We start from the raw sequence: 15,570 nt of genomic DNA, 5'->3' as shown, positions 1-15,570 counted from the left end.
GGCCTTTTTGGGCCTGCACCCGAAGAGGCGCCTGGTCGTGAGGCCGGCGTGAATGAAGGTGGTAACGCGGAAGCTTTTAGCTCTCGCCCTTAACAGGATCGATTCATCCTGGAGGGCGGGAGCTTTTTTTGTTCCCCCTCCAGGCCCCGGCTGTGTGAACCCGCCGGGGAAGGAGAAAAGGAGGAACCAATATGATCACACTAGAACAAGTGGAAAAAACCTATGCATCAGGGGAGGGCCCGGTGCAGGCCCTCAGCGGGGTGTCCTTTACCCTGGGGGAGGGGGAGTGCTGGGGCATCGTGGGCCCCAGCGGCGCGGGAAAAAGCACATTGCTGCGGCTGATGGCCTTGCTGGAAGAGCCCACCCGGGGACGGGTGGTGCTGGATGGGGTGTGCTTTGCCCAAAGCTCCCCCAGGGAAAAGCGCCGGGCCCGACAGCAGATCGCCACCGTCTTTCAGGATTGCCGTTTGCTCTCCCGCCGCACTGTGGCGCAGAATGCCGCTCTGCCCCTTCAGATGCAGAGGCTGCCCCGGCAGGAAATCGCCCAGCGGGTGGAGGAGAGTCTTTGGCAGGCGGGCATCGCCCACAAGGCCGGAGCCTATCCCGCCCAGCTTTCCGGCGGACAGCGGCAGCGGGCGGCCATCGCCCGGGCCCTCTGTCAAAAGCCACGGCTGCTGCTTTGTGATGAGCCCACCAGTGCCCTGGACCCTCAAAGCGCCGGGGAGATCCTGGAGCTTTTGCGCCAGATCAATGAGGGAGGCGTGACCATGGCGGTGATCACCCACGACATGAATGCGGCCCGGGCCCTTTGTCCCCATACCGCCCTGCTGCGGGAGGGGAAGCTGACCCAGATGGGCCAGACGGCCCAGGTGCTGGAGGGTGCTTTCCAGCCCTTTGCACCGCTGGAAAGGGGGGCTTTGTAATGGAAGCGTTGGCGGAATTTTTCCATGAATATGCCCCCATGCTGCGGCAAGGGCTGGGGGAGACCTGCCTGATGACCTTCGGGGCCTTACTTTGCTCCTATGCCCTGGGCCTGCCCTTGGGGGTACTGCTGACCCTCACCGCCCCCGGCGGAATGCACAGGCGCAAAAGGCTTTATGCTCTGCTGGGCACCATCACCGATGTGGGCCGGTCGGTGCCCTTCCTCATCCTGATGCTGGCCCTGATCCCATTCACCCGGCTGGTGGCGGGGACCACCATCGGCCCACGGGCGGCTCTGGTGCCTCTGGTGGCGGGAGCGGCTCCCTTTGTGGCCCGGCTGGTGGAAAGTGCTCTGGCCCAGGTGGACCCCAATCTGGTGGAAAGCGCCCGGGCCTGGGGAGCCACGCCCCTGCAAACCGCCTGGCGGGTGCTTTTGCCCGAGGCGGCGCCTGCGCTGGTGCGGGGGCTGGCCATCACCGGCGTGACCCTCACCGCCTATTCCGCCATGGCCGGGGCCGTGGGCGCCGGCGGCCTGGGGGATATCGCCATCCGCTATGGCTATCATCGGTATGAATACGGGGTGATGATGGCCACTCTGGTGCTGCTCATCCTCTTTGTGCAGCTGCTCCAGGGGGTGTGCGTCCTTGTGGCCCGGCGGATGGAGGAGCGGGTGCGGTAGCGATGCCGCCCCTTTGCTTCCAAGAAATTACGAAATAATCATAAAATAAGCACTATTTTGGAGGAAATTACGATGAAAAAGAAGAATTTGATTCGCGTTGCCGCTTTGTGTGTGGCAGGTGTTCTGGCTCTGGGGGGCTGTGCCCAGCAGGGAGAAAAAGACAAGCAAGAGGGAGATCAGGTGGTGCTGAAGGTGGGGGCCAGCCCCTCGCCCCACGGGGAGATCCTCCAGCAGGCGGCGCCCATTCTGGAGAAGGAGGGCATCAAACTGGAGATCCAGGAGTTCACCGACTACATCCTGCCCAACCAGGCGCTGGAGAGTGGAGAGCTGGACGCCAACTTCTTTCAGCACAAGCCCTATTTGGACAATTTCAATGAGGAAAACGGCACACACCTGGAATCTTTGGGAGCGGTGCATTTTGAGGCCATGGGCATTTACGCCGGGAAATGTGACGATCTGAAGAACCTGCCCGAGGGGGCCAAGGTGGGAGTGCCCTCCGACCCCACCAACGAGGCCCGGGCCTTGCAGCTTCTGGAGCAGGAAGGATTGATCACCCTGAAAGAGGGGGCCGGGCTGACGGCCACCGCTCAGGACATTGAGGAGAACCCGCTGAAATTGCAGCTGGTGGAGCTGGAGGCCGCCATTCTGCCCCGGAGCCTTGCCGATCTGGACATTGGTGTGATCAACGGCAACTACGCTCTGGAAGGGGATGTGGTGGATCAGCTGCTGGTGAGCGAAAGTGCTGACAGCCAGGCGGCCCAGACCTTTGCCAACATTGTGGCCATTCGGGAGGGAGACGACAACCCGGCCCTGGAGAAGCTGATCGAGGTGCTCCAGGGTGAGGAGATCCGCACCTATATTGAAGAGAACTATGAAACCGTGTTTCCGGCAGCCCGGTAGTCCGGGCGGCCAAAACTCGCTGAAGGCTGTATGGGCTGTTTGCTCCTGTGCTCCGGGTGATGGTTTATCACACCCGGAGCAATAGGCCAAATAATGTATGATGCCGGAGACAGGAACGGCCGTGGCGGCTCGCCACCCGGAGACAGGAACGACAGCGGAGGCACTCCGCCAATCCCACCGGCGGCGTTCGCCGCCACCTCCCTTTGCACAAGGGAGGCTTCTTTGCCTTGGTTCATACAACCAACCCTGGTTCTGTTGCCCAGCGCGGGAGCGGTCCGGTGTCCGGACGGCCAAAACTCTCTTTGCGCTGGTTCATACAACCGGCCCTGGTTCTGTTGCCCAGCGCGGGAGCGGTCCGGTGTCCGGACGGCCAAAACTCTCTTTGCCCTGGTTCATACAACTGGCCCTGGTTCTATTGCCTAGCGCGGGAGCGCAGTATGACAGCGGAGGCACTCCGCCGCAGTATGACAGCGGAGGCACTCCGCCGCTGCTTGACAGGGGGAGAGGGGAAGGGGTAGAATGAAAAGGCAGCAATTTAGTGCTTTTGAGGGAAAAGGGAGGAAGGAAGATGGGCGGGACTGCGTCAACCATCATCAATCAGATCGTGGTGATGTTCCTTTTGATGTTTGTGGGACACCTATTATATAGGAAGAAGATCCTGGACGATGGCGGCACCCGTCAGCTTTCCACTTTGCTGCTCAATATCGTCACCCCGGCCGTGCTCATCGCCTCCTACCAGCGCCCTTTCGATCAAAAAGAGGCCCTGGATCTGCTGGAGGCCTTTGGGTTTGCCTTTGTTACCTTTGTGGTGGTCATCGGGATGATGACCATTCTCTATGGCAAAAGCAAGCAGCCCTATGCCCGGGATGCACGGATGTGCGTCATCTTTTCCAATAACGGATTTATGGCCATCCCCTTGCTCCAGGCCCTTCTGGGCTCCCAAGGGGTGTTTTTGGGCTCGGCCAGCATCGTCACCGCCACCGTCCTGGCCTGGACCTATGGGGTGAGTATGCTCCGGGGCAGCCGGCAGGTGAATTTCTACCGCATCCTGATGAATCCCGGTACCCTGGCCCTTTTCGGCGGCATTCTGCTCTTCTGCTCCCCCTGGAAGCTCCCCGGGCCTATCTTCCAGGCGGTGAACTACCTGGGCAGCCTGAACACGCCGCTGGCCATGCTGGTGCTGGGGGTCTATCTCTCCCAGGCCAAGGTGCTCTCCTGCCTGAAAGACAAGACGGTGTACATCCTTTCCTTCCTGAAGCTGATCGTGGCGCCGCTGTTGTCCATGGCGGTGCTCTATTTCCTGGGGGCTGAGTGCACCGTGGCCATGGCCCTGGTGATCGGCATCGCCGCACCCAGCGGCGTGATCTCCGCCATGATGGCTCAGATGTTTGACACCGATTACCTGTTCAGCACCCGGATCGTGGCCGTGACCACGCTGCTCTCGGCCATCACCATGCCCCTGCTCATCACCGCCGCCGAATTCCTCTGGGGCGGGGTGCCCCCGCTGGCATAACTCTCCCAGGCTGGGATGCGCTGTGGGCCTGAGTGGTCCAGGGCTGGCGAGCCAGCCCTGGAAGGGACTACGGTGCAATCCTGGCAGCGTGCATAGAAAAAGCCGCCCGAAAGGGCGGCTTTTTTGTGCTTGCGTTAGGCTTCGATGTATTCGCCGTACTCGAAATACCACTGGACAGCGCCGGGGTAATCCTTAATCAACTGCCGCATCTGCCGGAAGGTATCGGCATCGGGGGCCTGACACATCCACCGGCGGGCATCTTCCCCTTCACCCTGGGTGATCAGGCAGCGGGGATTGGGGGAGGTGTCCTGGGAAAACAGGGTGACCAGGTACCGGCCGTCCCCGGTTTCCAGCCAGATGCCATCGGACTGGCCAAAGGGAACAGCGGCCGGGTTATCGCCATCCTCCCAGGTGGGTTTCAGGCTTTGAAGGAACTGGGTGACAGCCTCTGTGTCCTCCGGGGCCAGGGGGATCTTGCCCAGCCGCTCGCCTTTGCCTGCATCCCGTTCATAACAGGAGGCATTGACCAGATAATACTCTCCGTCCTCCGGCGTGGGGACGCTCCTGTCCTGCTGCCACCAGCGGTACTGAACGGCGGTGACGGCCCCCAGCACCACTACCGTGAGCAGGGCGAAAATGATCCGTTTCCGTTTCATCCGTTTCATAGGGAATCCCCCTTTCTTTTTATGAGTTTAGTATACTACACCCCAGTGAAACCGTCAAGCAGCGGTCCGGTGTCCGGACGGCCATGCTTTCTTTGCCCTGGTTCATACAACCGGCCTGGGTGCTGTTGCCCAGCGTCGCAGAGCAGTATGGGTGCGGAGACAATCCGCCAATCCCCCCTGACCGCCTGCGGCGGTCTGTCCCCCCTTTGCACAAGGGGGGCTTTTCTTTGCCCTATGGTACACAACCAGCCCTGGTGCTATTGCTCAGCGCGGCAGCGCAGTATGGGTGCGGAGGCACTCCGCCAATCCCCCCTGACCGTCTATGGCGGTCTGTCCCCCCTTTGCACAAGGGGGGCTTTTCTTTGCCTTATGGTACACAACCAGCCCTGGTTCTATTGCTTAGCGCGGCAGAGTAGTATGGGTGCGGAGACAATCCGCCAATCCCCCCTGACCGCCTATGGCGGTCTGTCCCCCCTTTGCACAAGGGGGGCTTTTCTTTGCCCTATGGTACACAACCGGCCCTGGTTCTATTGCTCAGCGCGGCAGCGCAGTATGGGTGCGGAGACAATCCGCCAATCCCCCCTGACCGCCTGCGGCGGTCTGTCCCCCCTTTGCACAAGGGGGGCTTTTCTTTGCCCTATGGTACACAACCGGCCCTGGTTCTGTTGCTCAGCGCGGCAGCGCAGTATGGGTGCGGAGGCACTCCGCCTTGCAGGAAGGCGGGGAATATGGTATGCTGGGGGGAGTAAACCACAGAGAAACGGGGAAAAACAATGGGAAGATGGAAGGATTTAGGGAAACGGTTTGTCATCCTGTTCGTGGGGTTTTTTCTGCTGGCGCTGGCCAGCGTCTTTATGAAACAGGCCAACATCGGCTTGGGGCCATGGGATGCCCTCCACGACGGCATCTCCCGTCAGACGCCCCTCACCTATGGCCAGGCCTCCATGGCCGTGGGCCTTCTGATCGTGGTGGTGGATTTCCTTTGCAAAGAACGGCTGGGCTTCGGTACGCTGCTGAATATCTTCGTCATCGGCCTGCTCATTGACCTGGTGCTGGAAGCGGGACTGATCCCCAAAATGAGCGGCGCATTCCTGCCGGGGCTCCTGTATGGCTTCTGCGGCATGGTGCTGATGGCTCTGGGTATCTGGCTCTACATCAGCGCCGCCATGGGCGCCGGGCCCCGTGACAGCCTGATGGTCATCCTCACCCGCCGCACCGGAAAACCGGTGGGCCTGTGCCGGGCCACCGTGGAAGGGGTGGCGTTGGTGCTGGGCTTCCTCTTGGGCGGCCAGGTGGGGCTGGGTACGGTGGTATTCACCCTGTTGGGCGGGCCTGTGATGCAGGTGGTCTTCCGGCTGGTGCATTTTGATGTGAAGGCGGTACACCACGATACCTTTAAAGATACCCTGCGTCAGTGCATCCCGAAAAAGGGTCCGGAGCCCGGACGGCCGTAACTTTCTTTGGTCCGGTGTCCGGACGGCCGTAACTTTCTTTGGTCCGGTGTCCGGACGGCCAAAACTCTCTTTGCCTAGATGGACACAACCAGCCCTGGTTCTATTGCTTAGTGCGGCAGCGCAGGTTGGGTGCGGAGACACGGGACCGACACCGGGTAGGAGATAATATTTATGGATCAGATCAATTTGTTTTTTGAGCCACTGTTTCGTTTTCTGGAGAGCATCCCCCAGGCGGGGCTGTGGTATACCAATACCATCCGCTTCGTCATGCCCTTTCTGGCCCTGGGGGTGCTCATCGATGTGCTCCGCTCTCTGCTGCGGGTGGAAAACCCGGCGGAGACCTGGGGCTACCTGGAGACCCCCGAAGGGGAACAGCTGCCCATCGCCCACTGGGAAAATACCCTGGGCCGGGCGCCTTCCTCCGATGTGGTGCTTTCTTACCCCAGCGTGTCCCGCACCCACGCCGGCCTGATCCGGGACGATGAAGGGGAGTGGACCATCACCGACCTGGGCAGCAAAGGCGGTACCCTGGTCAACGGGGAAGAGGCGGAGGGCAAAACCCCCATCCACCCAGGGGATACCCTGGAACTGGGCGGCGTGGAACTGCTCTTCCTGCCGGTGCCCCACGAGGAAAAACAGCGGGAGATCGCCAAGCGGCGGAAGAAAAGCCGCCCGGTGCCTCCCTGGGGCTCGTTGGTGATCCTCACCCTCTTCCAGCTCCTCACCGTCATCCAGTTCGCCGCGGCCGAGGGAAGGGAGTGGAACCCCCAGATCCCTCTGGCCTTCTTCGGTTTGACCTGCACCATGTGGTGCTATGTGTTCGCCTTGCGGGCCATGCGCCGGGTGGGCTTTGAAATGGAGATCATCGTCTTTTTCCTGTGCACCCTCAACCTGGCGGTGACGGCCTCCTCGGTCCCCGGCAAAATGCTGAAGGAATTCTTCATGATCCTTGCAGGCCTGGTGGTCTTTCTGGCCCTGGGCTGGTATCTGCGGGATCTGCGGCGGGCATCTCGCCTGCGCTACCTGATGGGGGCCGGGGCCGTGGTGCTCTTTGTCATCAACCTGGCCATCGCCGGGGTGAGCCACGGCGCCCGCAACTGGGTGGAGGTCTTCGGTATCCGTTTCCAGCCCTCGGAACTGATCAAAGTGGCCTATGTCTATGCCGGGGCCGCCACATTGGATAAGCTCTTTACCAAGCGGAACCTCTATGGCTTCATCCTGTTCACCGGCTTCTGCCTGGGGTGTCTGGCCATTATGAAGGACTTCGGCACCGCCGCCATCTTCTTCATTGCCTTTCTGGTCATTGCCTTCCTCCGCTCGGGGGATTTCGCCACATTGTCCCTCATCACCGGCGGCGCCGCCTTTGCGGGCATGATGGTGCTGCGGTTCAAGCCCTATATCGCCGAACGCTTTGCCGTGTGGGGCCATGTGTGGGAACAGGCCAGCGGCAAAGGCTTCCAGCAGACCCGCACCATGTGCGCCGCCGCTTCCGGGGGTCTCGTGGGCGTGGGCGCCGGAAAGGGCTGGCTGGAAGGGGTTTTTGCCGCCAATACCGACCTGGTGTTCGGGATGCTGTGCGAAGAATGGGGGCTGATCATCGCCCTTTTGTCGGTGGCGTGCATTGTCACGCTGGCGGTTTTCGCCGTGCGGTGCACCAAGGCCGGGCGGTCTACCTTCTATACCATCGCCGCCTGCGCCGCCACATCCCTGCTGGTGTTCCAGAGCATTCTCAATATCTTCGGCTCGGTGGATCTGCTGCCCCTCACCGGCGTCACCCTGCCTTTCGTCTCCTATGGCGGTTCCAGCATGGTCAGCTCCTGGGGGCTGCTGGCCTTCCTCAAGGCCGCCGATACCCGTCAGAATGCCAGCTTCGCCATCAAGCTGGAGCCCAAGCGCAAAAGAAAGGAACGGTCTGATCATTATGAAGAAGATTGAAAAACGGGCCCTCCTTTGCCTGCTTCTGTCCGGGGCCCTGGTGCTGGGACTGTGCATCTTTTCGGTGCGGTTTTTCGTCCACGGCAGCCAGTGGGCCTCCTTTTCGGCAAACCAGCATCTGTACGCCGGAGGCGGCCTGAGCCGTGGGGCGGTGCTGGACCGCAGCGGCGTGGTGCTGGCCGAAACCAAGGACGGCAAACGGCAGTATAGCGAAGACAAAAGCGTGCGCATGGCCACTCTCCACGCCGTGGGGGATCCTCAGGGGCGCATCGGCACCGGCGTCCAGACCCGTCTGGCGGGCAAGCTCAGCGGCTATAACCCGGTTACCGGCGTCAGCGTCACCGGAGGGACCGACATCACCCTCACCCTGGATTCCCAGCTTTGCGCCACGGCCTATGAAGCGCTGAACGGGGCCAAGGGCACCGTGGGGGTCTATAACTACAAAACCGGGGAGATCCTCTGCATGGTGTCCACCCCCACCTATGACCCTCAGAACCCCCCGGAGATCAGCGATGACGATCCGGCCTATGAAGGGGTGTATCTCAACCGGTTCCTGTCGGCCAGCGTGGTGCCCGGCTCCATTTTCAAAACGGTGACCACCGCCGCCGCCATCCAGAATATGGACGATCTGATGGACCGCACCTTCCATTGCGATGGGGAAATCATCATCGGCGGGGCCAAGATCACCTGCCCCAAGGCCCACGGCGATCTGACCATCGGGGAGGCCTTCACCGTCTCCTGCAACTGCGTCTATGGTCAGCTGGCTTCCGAGCTGGGGGCCGATGCCATGGAGAAAGTCACCGAAAAGGCCGGGCTGATGGATTCCATTTCAGTGAGCGGCATCGACACCGCCAAGGGCTCCTTTGATTTTGACGGCAAAGACAAGGGGAGCCTGGCCTGGGCGGGCATCGGCCAGGACGAGGACCTTCTGAACCCCTGCGCCATGATGACCTTTATGGGCGCGGCGGCCAACGGCGGCAAGGCCGCGCTGCCTCAGCTGGTGCTGGACGGCGGCGGACTGCTGGACGCTTTGGGCAATAAGCAGACCGGGGAGCTGATCGACGGGGACACCGCCGCCGCCCTTTCTTCCATGATGCGGGACAATGTGCTCAACAACTACGGTGAGGGAAAACTGGAAGGCCTGGGCCTGTGCGCCAAGTCGGGCACCGCTCAGGTGGGCGGGGACAAGGAACCCAACGCCTGGTTCACCGGTTTTCTCCAGAGCGAAGAGAATCCCCTGGCCTTCATCGTGCTGGTGGAAAACGGGGGAAGCGGCAGCCGGGTGGCGGGAAACATCGCCAAACAGGTGCTGGCCGCCGCTGTGGGACGGTAAGCGGGGGGCCCCCGCAGGCACTTGCAGCCCCCTTGAAGCGGTTTTTGCCGCTTCAAGGGGGTTTTGCTGTTTTTTCCAAAGGCTCGTCCGCCTTTTTTCGTCTTTTTCCCGTTTACGGCAAAAAAAGACGGAAGAAACCGGATAAAATGGGGCATACTTCTCTATAAGGAACGAAAGGCCGGATTTTTCAAAAAAGCCGGCGGAAAAAAGGAGGATGCCCAAATGGGAAAAAAACAAATGGTGGCTGCACTTTGCACAATGGGGATGCTGGCCCTGCCTGTTCAGGCGGCGGAAAACAGTCCGGCGCCGGGACAGGAGCTGTACGGCATTTTGCATAGCCTGTGCCAGCTGGTGCGGCAGGAGGTGCTGGAGGAAGAGCCAGAGGGGTGCGAGGCGCCTTTGCCGGAGAGCCCCGAGGGGCTGAGCCAGACGGAACCGGCCCAGGAGACCCTGGCGGCGGAGGCGGCCAAGCCCACCCCCAAGATCAGCCTGACGCCCCAGGAGGTTTCCATGATGGAATATGTGGTGGAGAGGGAAGTCCGCGGGGCCAGTTATGCCCACAAGATCGCCGTGGCCAATGTGATCGTCAACCGGGTGCTGGCCAGCCGGTTTCCCGGAACTGTAAGCGAGGTGCTCCACGCCCCCAAACAGTTTCCCATTTCCATTCAGAATTATTACAACCCCAAGTGGCACCCCAGCGATGAGACCATCAACGCGGTATATGCCGCCGTCTATGAGCCGGATACCACCGGCGGGGCCCTGTATTTTTACGCGCCCCAGTACACGGCAGCCAAAACCGCTTCCTGGTTTGAAAACAGCCTGACTTTCTGCTTTGAAATGGAAGGCCACCGCTTCTTTGCAGCGGTCCCGTGTCGGGACAGCCATACTGCGCTGCCGCGCTGAGCAACAGAACGAAGTTGAAAGAAAAAGCTCTCCTTTTCAGGAGAGCTTTTTTTGAGTTTTTGCAAGGGGCTGGCGGCTCCCTTTGCACAAGGGAGGCTTTTCTTTGGCCCAGTGCCTGGGCGGTCATACTCTCTTTGCCCGAGCAAACACAACCTGCCAAGGCAAAGAAAGTATGGGTCCAGCGTCACGCTGCTTGGCCGTCCCGTCACGGGACCACGCCGCCAGGATTGCACAATAGCCCCTTCCGGCGGAGCCGGAGCATCGAGGCCTGCAACCCATACAGCCGGGGAGAGTGTGGCGGCGGGGACACCCCGCCAGCGTCACGCTGCCCGACACAGGACCACGCTGTATAAGGGAGAAGTTATGCCTTTGATATGAATATACTATTTTACTTATGAGCGAGGGGGGCGTATAGTAGACAGGGAAACAAAGAAAGAGGTGTGAACGCTTGAAAAAAGACCTGAAGTTTTTCTGGACGCTCTTTATCTCCACCTTCACCCTCAGCGCCTTCACCTTCGGCGGCGGCTATGTGATCGTGCCGCTGATGCGCAAGAAGTTCGTTGAGACCTTGGGGTGGATCGATGAAGAGGAAATGCTGGACCTGATCGCCATCGCCCAATCGGCCCCCGGTCCTATCGCCGTCAATTCCTCCATCATCATCGGCTATCGCCTGGCCGGGATCCCCGGGGCATTGGTGACCACCTTCGGCACCGTTTTGCCCCCCATGGTCATCCTGTCGGTGATCTCCCAGTTCTATACCGCCTTCCGGGATAATGTGGTGGTGTCCCTGGTGCTCAAGGGTATGGGCATCGGCGTGGCCGCCGTCATCGTGGATGTGGTCTGCACCATGGCCAAGGGCGTTGTCAAAACCAAGGATGCTCTTTGGATCATCGTCATGTGCGCGGCGTTGGTCGTGGCCCTGTTCACCAGCCTGAATGTGGTGTTCGTCATCCTGGCCTGCGGCGTTGTGGGCGCCATCAATGTGATCGTCCAGGATAAAAAGACGGGGAAGGGAGGCAAGGCCGCATGATCCTGCTTCAGCTTCTCTGGGCTTTTGTCCAGGTCGGGGCCTTCAGCTTCGGCGGCGGTTATGCCGCGCTGCCCCTCATCGAAGAACAGGTGGTCAAGGTCAATCATTGGCTGACCGCTCAGGAATTTACCGATATCATCACCATTTCCCAGATGACCCCCGGCCCTATCGCCATCAACTCGGCCTCCTTTGTGGGCATCCGGATGGGCGGTATCCTGGGCACTGTGGTGGCCACCTTCGGCTGCATCCTGCCCTCCCTGGTCATCGTGCTGCTGCTGTCCTACTTCTTCTTTAAATACCGGAACCTGCGGATGGTGCAGGGCATCGTCAAGGGCCTGCGCCCCGGCGTTGTGGCCCTGATCGCCGCTTCCGGCTATGGCCTGATGGCCAACGCCCTGTGGGGTGACGGCGCTTTCAGCTTTGCCGCCCTGGATTGGTTCGCCGTGGTGCTTTTCGCCGCCGCTTTGGTGGTGCTGCGAAAATGGAAGCCCAACCCCATCTATGTGATGGTGGCCTGCGGCGTTGCGGGCGCATTGTTCTACGGTTTGGTATAATGCCAGCGTGACGCTGGACCCATAACTTTCGTTGCCTTGTGACAGACAACCAAACGAAGAAAAGGAAAAGCCTCCCGGAAGGGAGGCTTTTTCCATGCTTTCGGCCAGGAGTGCACTTTGGCTCCCTCCGGGTGATGGTTTATCACACCCGGAGCAGAAAGGCAAACAACGCATGAGGCCTTCAGCGAGTTTTGGGTCCAGCGTCACGCTGGCAAAGAAAGTATGCCCGCGGAGGCACTCCGCTGCATAGGATGGGGGGAAAGGATGTGAGGGGATGGGGAAACCATTCAAATGTGCCCTGGTGGGCGGCGACGGGCGGCAAATCCTCCTGGGCCGCCTTCTGGAACAAGAGGGCTTTCCGGTCACACGCTTTGCCCTGCCGGAAGGGGAGAAACAGCTGGAAGGGGCGCTGGAGGAAGCCGGGTGCGCACTGCTGCCCCTGCCGGTGGAGCGGGAGGGACTGCTCAACGCCCCGCTCTGCAACGAGCACAAATGGCCCATGGAGCAGATACTGGAGGCCATACCCCGGGGCACTCTGGTGCTGGGGGGACAGGTGAGCGCCCGCTTGCAAAAGCTGGCGGAAAAACAGGGCCTGCGCCTGGTGGACTACGGCGCACGGGAGGACTTCCTGTGCCGCAACGCCGCCATCACCGCCGAAGGGGCCTTACAGCTGGCCATGGGTCACCACCAGGAAAGCCTGGGGGATACCCGGTGCCTGGTGCTGGGCTATGGCCGGTGCGGCAAGGCGCTGTGCCGGGCGCTGTCCGGCATCACCCGGCCCAGGGTGTGGGCCAGGCGGCCAGAGGTCAGAGCCCAGGCCCGGGCGGAGGGGCTGCTTGCCCCGGATACACTTACAGAAGGGCTGAAGGGGGCCGGGGTGATTTTCAACACCGTGCCCGCTCTTCTGATCGGGGAGGGCCAGGCCGGGCTTTTGGAAAAAGACAGCCTGTATCTGGAATTGGCCGGAAATCCAGGGGGGGCTGGATTTTTCGCCCAGGGGTCTTTTCAAACAGGGGGGAATGTGGTACAGTGAAAGACAGAAGATCCTTACTATTATCAAGGAAGGGGAAATTTCGTCATGCTGAAAACAAACCGTGAAGATTTGCCCATGCTGCTGGTTCAGGGCCAGGTGCGCCACTCCAAGGGGGCCCAGGCCTATCGCCATACCATCGACGGCGAGCCGTTCACTCTGCCGGCCACCGGCGGCATCACCCTCAACGCCAAGATCGGCGACCGGTGCGTGGGCTGGGCCGCCGACCATCTGGAGCCCGGCGTCACCGCCCGCAATGAAAACGACGACTATAACGCCGCTCTCCAGGGCCTGTCCTGCATCGGCAACACCGCCATTGTCATGAGCGGCGACGCCAAGGGCGCCCGTGGCTTTGTCACCGGCAAGCACGGCGGCTGCGAGCATCTGCTGTGCTACTTCGACCAGGAGACCATGGAGAAGATGACCATCGGCGATAAGATCGATGTGCGCAGCCAGGGCCAGGGCATGAAGCTCATCGATTATCCCGACATCCTGCTGCGGAACATGAGCCCCGAGCTGCTGGAAAAGATGAACATTGAAGAGAAGGACGGCAAGCTGAAAGTGGGCGTGGCCAAGATCGTTCCCGCTTGCATCATGGGCAGCGGCCTGGGCGCTTCCACTTCCTATTATGGTGACTATGACATCACCCTCCACGACAAGAAGATCACCGAGGAATATGGCCTCCAGAACCTGCGTTTCGGCGATATCGTGGCCATCACCGATGCCGACACCCGCTTCGGCCGCAACTTTATGACCGGTGCTATGACCATCGGCGTTGTGGTGCATTCCGACTGCATCCTGGCCGGTCACGGCCCTGGCGTCACCACCTTGATGACCTGCAAGACCCCGCTGATCGAAGCGTTTATTGACAAAAACGCCAACCTCCACGACTACTTCGTGCGCTAAAATGTTCGCTGCGGCGAACATTGCCGAAAAAAAGCCTCCCGAAAAGGGAGGCTTTTTTTCGCCATTGGCGGCGTGTTATTTCGGCATAAAGCCGAAATAACTTGCAAATCGGTAGGTGACGCCGCCGTTAGCGCTCGGGGAAAAACTAAGTTTTTCCCCGACCTTTTTCGCGCCCCAGGCGGGGCCCCTGCCGCTGCCAAGTGCCACAGAAAAGGCTGGTTCGATACCACAGGGCAAAGAAAGTATGGCTGTCCCGACACGGGACTTTTTCCCCGACCTTTTTCGCGCCCCAGGCGGGGCCCCTGCCGCTGCCAAGTGCCACAGAAAAGGCTGGTTCGATACCGCAGGGCAAAGAAAAATATGGGTGCAGAGTCAAAAAAAGCCTCCCGAATAGGGAGGCTTTTTTGCTGGTTTGGTTCGTTGTGTGCGGGGACACAAAGAAAACCCCAACGAGGATGAGAAGGTATATTTTATCAACATTTTAAATAAATGCAGATGCTTCTTATTATGTAAATGAATTGGACAAGGGGATCTCTGCATCGGTATACTATTTTTCGATAAGAATTGTTGTGGTTAAAACGCCTTGCATTGTCTGTTGATGATTTGGTGGAACGGGAAAATCGACAAAGAATACTTGCGTTGGGGCCATATAAAGAAAGACTGGTGAAGAAATATGAAAGAGATGATTCTGGTATCCGGGTTTTTAGGGGCCGGAAAGACCACCCTGATCCGGCATATCCTGGGCTTTATGGAGTCGGGAAAGCGCTTGGCCTTGCTGGAAAATGAATTTGGTGAATGCAGCGTAGACGATCTCTTGCTCCGGCGCCCTGGATTGATTCTACGGACTTTGTCCGCTGGCTGCATTTGCTGTTCCCTGGCATCTTCCTTCCGCCAGACGGTAGAGGAATTGGTGGAGAGCGAAGAGCCGGACTGTCTTTTGATCGAGCCCTCAGGCGTAGCAGGCATGAGCGATCTGTTGAGTGCCTGCGGTCGTTTGCCGGAGGAATGGGGCTTTTCTCAGGCCCTAGCTATCACGGTAGTAGACGCCGAGATGCACACGGCATATGTGGAGCAGATGGGAGAATTTTACCTGGATCAGATTCGCCATGCTGGTGTGTTGGTGTGCAGCAAACTGGATCTGGTGTCCATGGGGCAGGCCCGGGCCGTAGGGGATGCCCTGGCAAAGGAAAACCCGGAAGCCGCCATTTTTGCGTGTCCTTGGGAGGAACTGGATGTGACCATGCTGCTGGAAGCCGCCCGGGAAAGAGCCGTGCTCCTGGAACATGGGCACGACCATCATCACCACCATCACAGCGGTGCTCTGTTTACATCTCTGACTCTCCATCCGGATCGGCCCCGGAGTGCGGCGGAATGGGAGGATATGCTGGCAAAGCTAAGCGGCCCGGAGATGGGGCATGTGCTGCGGGCTAAGGGCTTTCTGCCGGGAGCAGAAGGAAACTGGTATCAGGTGGATTATACCCCCGGTCGGGTTTATCTTCACTCTGGTGCTCCGCTCCAGGATAGTGTGCTGGTGGTTATCGGCACCGATTTGAATTGGGAAGCCATCGTCCAATGTTTGGAAGAGTGACGCTGGTGGCGAGCCGCCACAGCCAAACTGCGCTCCCGCGCTAGGCAATAGCGCTCAGGCCTGTTGTGTGTTGGGCAGCAAAGAAAAATATGGGTGCAGCGTCACGCTGCCGGAAAAGCATGGAAAAAGCCTCCCGGATAGGGAGGCTTTTTTGCTGGT

Annotated in this window: 14 protein-coding genes; 13 read left to right on the top strand and 1 reads right to left on the bottom strand. The window is 60.0% G+C overall.

Annotation, left to right across the window (positions count from 1 at the left end; translation table 11 throughout):
* Positions 1-191: 191 nt before the first annotated feature.
* The 4 genes from KQI26_RS06060 to KQI26_RS06045 all read left to right on the top strand — a co-directional run bounded on the left by KQI26_RS06060 (position 192) and on the right by KQI26_RS06045 (position 4,013).
* On the top strand, positions 192-923 hold the full coding sequence (locus KQI26_RS06060; RefSeq protein WP_216503709.1) for a methionine ABC transporter ATP-binding protein: 732 nt from the start codon (positions 192-194) through the stop codon (positions 921-923).
* Positions 923-1,600, top strand: coding sequence for a methionine ABC transporter permease (locus KQI26_RS06055; protein ID WP_216503708.1), 678 nt, complete (start codon positions 923-925; stop codon positions 1,598-1,600). Before KQI26_RS06060 ends, KQI26_RS06055 begins: the two co-directional genes overlap by 1 nt.
* Before the next feature lie 72 nt (positions 1,601-1,672).
* Complete coding sequence (locus KQI26_RS06050) at positions 1,673-2,500, top strand: MetQ/NlpA family ABC transporter substrate-binding protein (protein ID WP_216503707.1); 828 nt, start codon at positions 1,673-1,675, stop codon at positions 2,498-2,500.
* Positions 2,501-3,068: 568 nt separating this feature from the next.
* Positions 3,069-4,013, top strand: a complete 945-nt coding sequence (locus KQI26_RS06045) for an AEC family transporter (RefSeq protein ID WP_216503706.1) — start codon at positions 3,069-3,071, stop codon at positions 4,011-4,013.
* A 134-nt stretch (positions 4,014-4,147) separates the two neighbouring features.
* On the opposite strand, the gene KQI26_RS06040 is transcribed toward KQI26_RS06045, so the two are convergent.
* Positions 4,148-4,678, bottom strand: a complete 531-nt coding sequence (locus KQI26_RS06040) for a hypothetical protein (RefSeq protein WP_216503705.1) — start codon at positions 4,676-4,678, stop codon at positions 4,148-4,150.
* A 773-nt stretch (positions 4,679-5,451) separates the two neighbouring features.
* Here KQI26_RS06040 and KQI26_RS06035 point away from each other — a divergent pair.
* The 9 genes from KQI26_RS06035 to KQI26_RS05995 all read left to right on the top strand — a co-directional run bounded on the left by KQI26_RS06035 (position 5,452) and on the right by KQI26_RS05995 (position 15,411).
* Positions 5,452-6,132, top strand: a complete 681-nt coding sequence (locus KQI26_RS06035; RefSeq protein ID WP_216503704.1) for a YitT family protein — start codon at positions 5,452-5,454, stop codon at positions 6,130-6,132.
* Positions 6,133-6,303: 171 nt separating this feature from the next.
* Positions 6,304-8,067 (top strand): FtsW/RodA/SpoVE family cell cycle protein, encoded by a 1,764-nt coding sequence (locus KQI26_RS06030; protein ID WP_216503703.1) that lies wholly within the window; start codon positions 6,304-6,306, stop codon positions 8,065-8,067.
* Complete coding sequence (locus KQI26_RS06025) at positions 8,054-9,400, top strand: penicillin-binding transpeptidase domain-containing protein (protein WP_216503702.1); 1,347 nt, start codon at positions 8,054-8,056, stop codon at positions 9,398-9,400. The genes KQI26_RS06030 and KQI26_RS06025 overlap by 14 nt, the downstream gene beginning before the upstream one ends.
* A gap of 222 nt (positions 9,401-9,622) precedes the next feature.
* Positions 9,623-10,303, top strand: a complete 681-nt coding sequence (locus KQI26_RS06020) for a cell wall hydrolase (protein WP_216503701.1) — start codon at positions 9,623-9,625, stop codon at positions 10,301-10,303.
* Positions 10,304-10,751: 448 nt separating this feature from the next.
* Positions 10,752-11,333, top strand: coding sequence for a chromate transporter (locus tag KQI26_RS06015; RefSeq protein WP_216503700.1), 582 nt, complete (start codon positions 10,752-10,754; stop codon positions 11,331-11,333).
* Complete coding sequence (locus KQI26_RS06010) at positions 11,330-11,887, top strand: chromate transporter (RefSeq protein ID WP_216503699.1); 558 nt, start codon at positions 11,330-11,332, stop codon at positions 11,885-11,887. The genes KQI26_RS06015 and KQI26_RS06010 overlap by 4 nt, the downstream gene beginning before the upstream one ends.
* A 274-nt stretch (positions 11,888-12,161) precedes the next feature.
* A complete protein-coding gene (locus tag KQI26_RS06005; RefSeq protein ID WP_216503698.1) occupies positions 12,162-12,920 on the top strand; it encodes a dipicolinate synthase subunit DpsA in 759 nt (252 codons plus the stop codon).
* Positions 12,921-12,965: 45 nt separating this feature from the next.
* Positions 12,966-13,823 carry a DUF4438 domain-containing protein gene (locus tag KQI26_RS06000; protein WP_216503697.1) on the top strand — a complete coding sequence of 286 codons (858 nt, stop codon included), beginning with the start codon at positions 12,966-12,968 and terminating at the stop codon, positions 13,821-13,823.
* A gap of 673 nt (positions 13,824-14,496) precedes the next feature.
* Positions 14,497-15,411, top strand: a complete 915-nt coding sequence (locus KQI26_RS05995) for a GTP-binding protein (RefSeq protein WP_216503696.1) — start codon at positions 14,497-14,499, stop codon at positions 15,409-15,411.
* Positions 15,412-15,570 lie beyond the last annotated feature (159 nt).

It is taken from the genome of Intestinimonas sp. MSJ-38 (assembly GCF_018917925.1).
GTDB lineage: Bacteria > Bacillota > Clostridia > Oscillospirales > Butyricicoccaceae > Pseudobutyricicoccus.
This window is presented reverse-complemented; position numbering and strand designations above follow the sequence as displayed.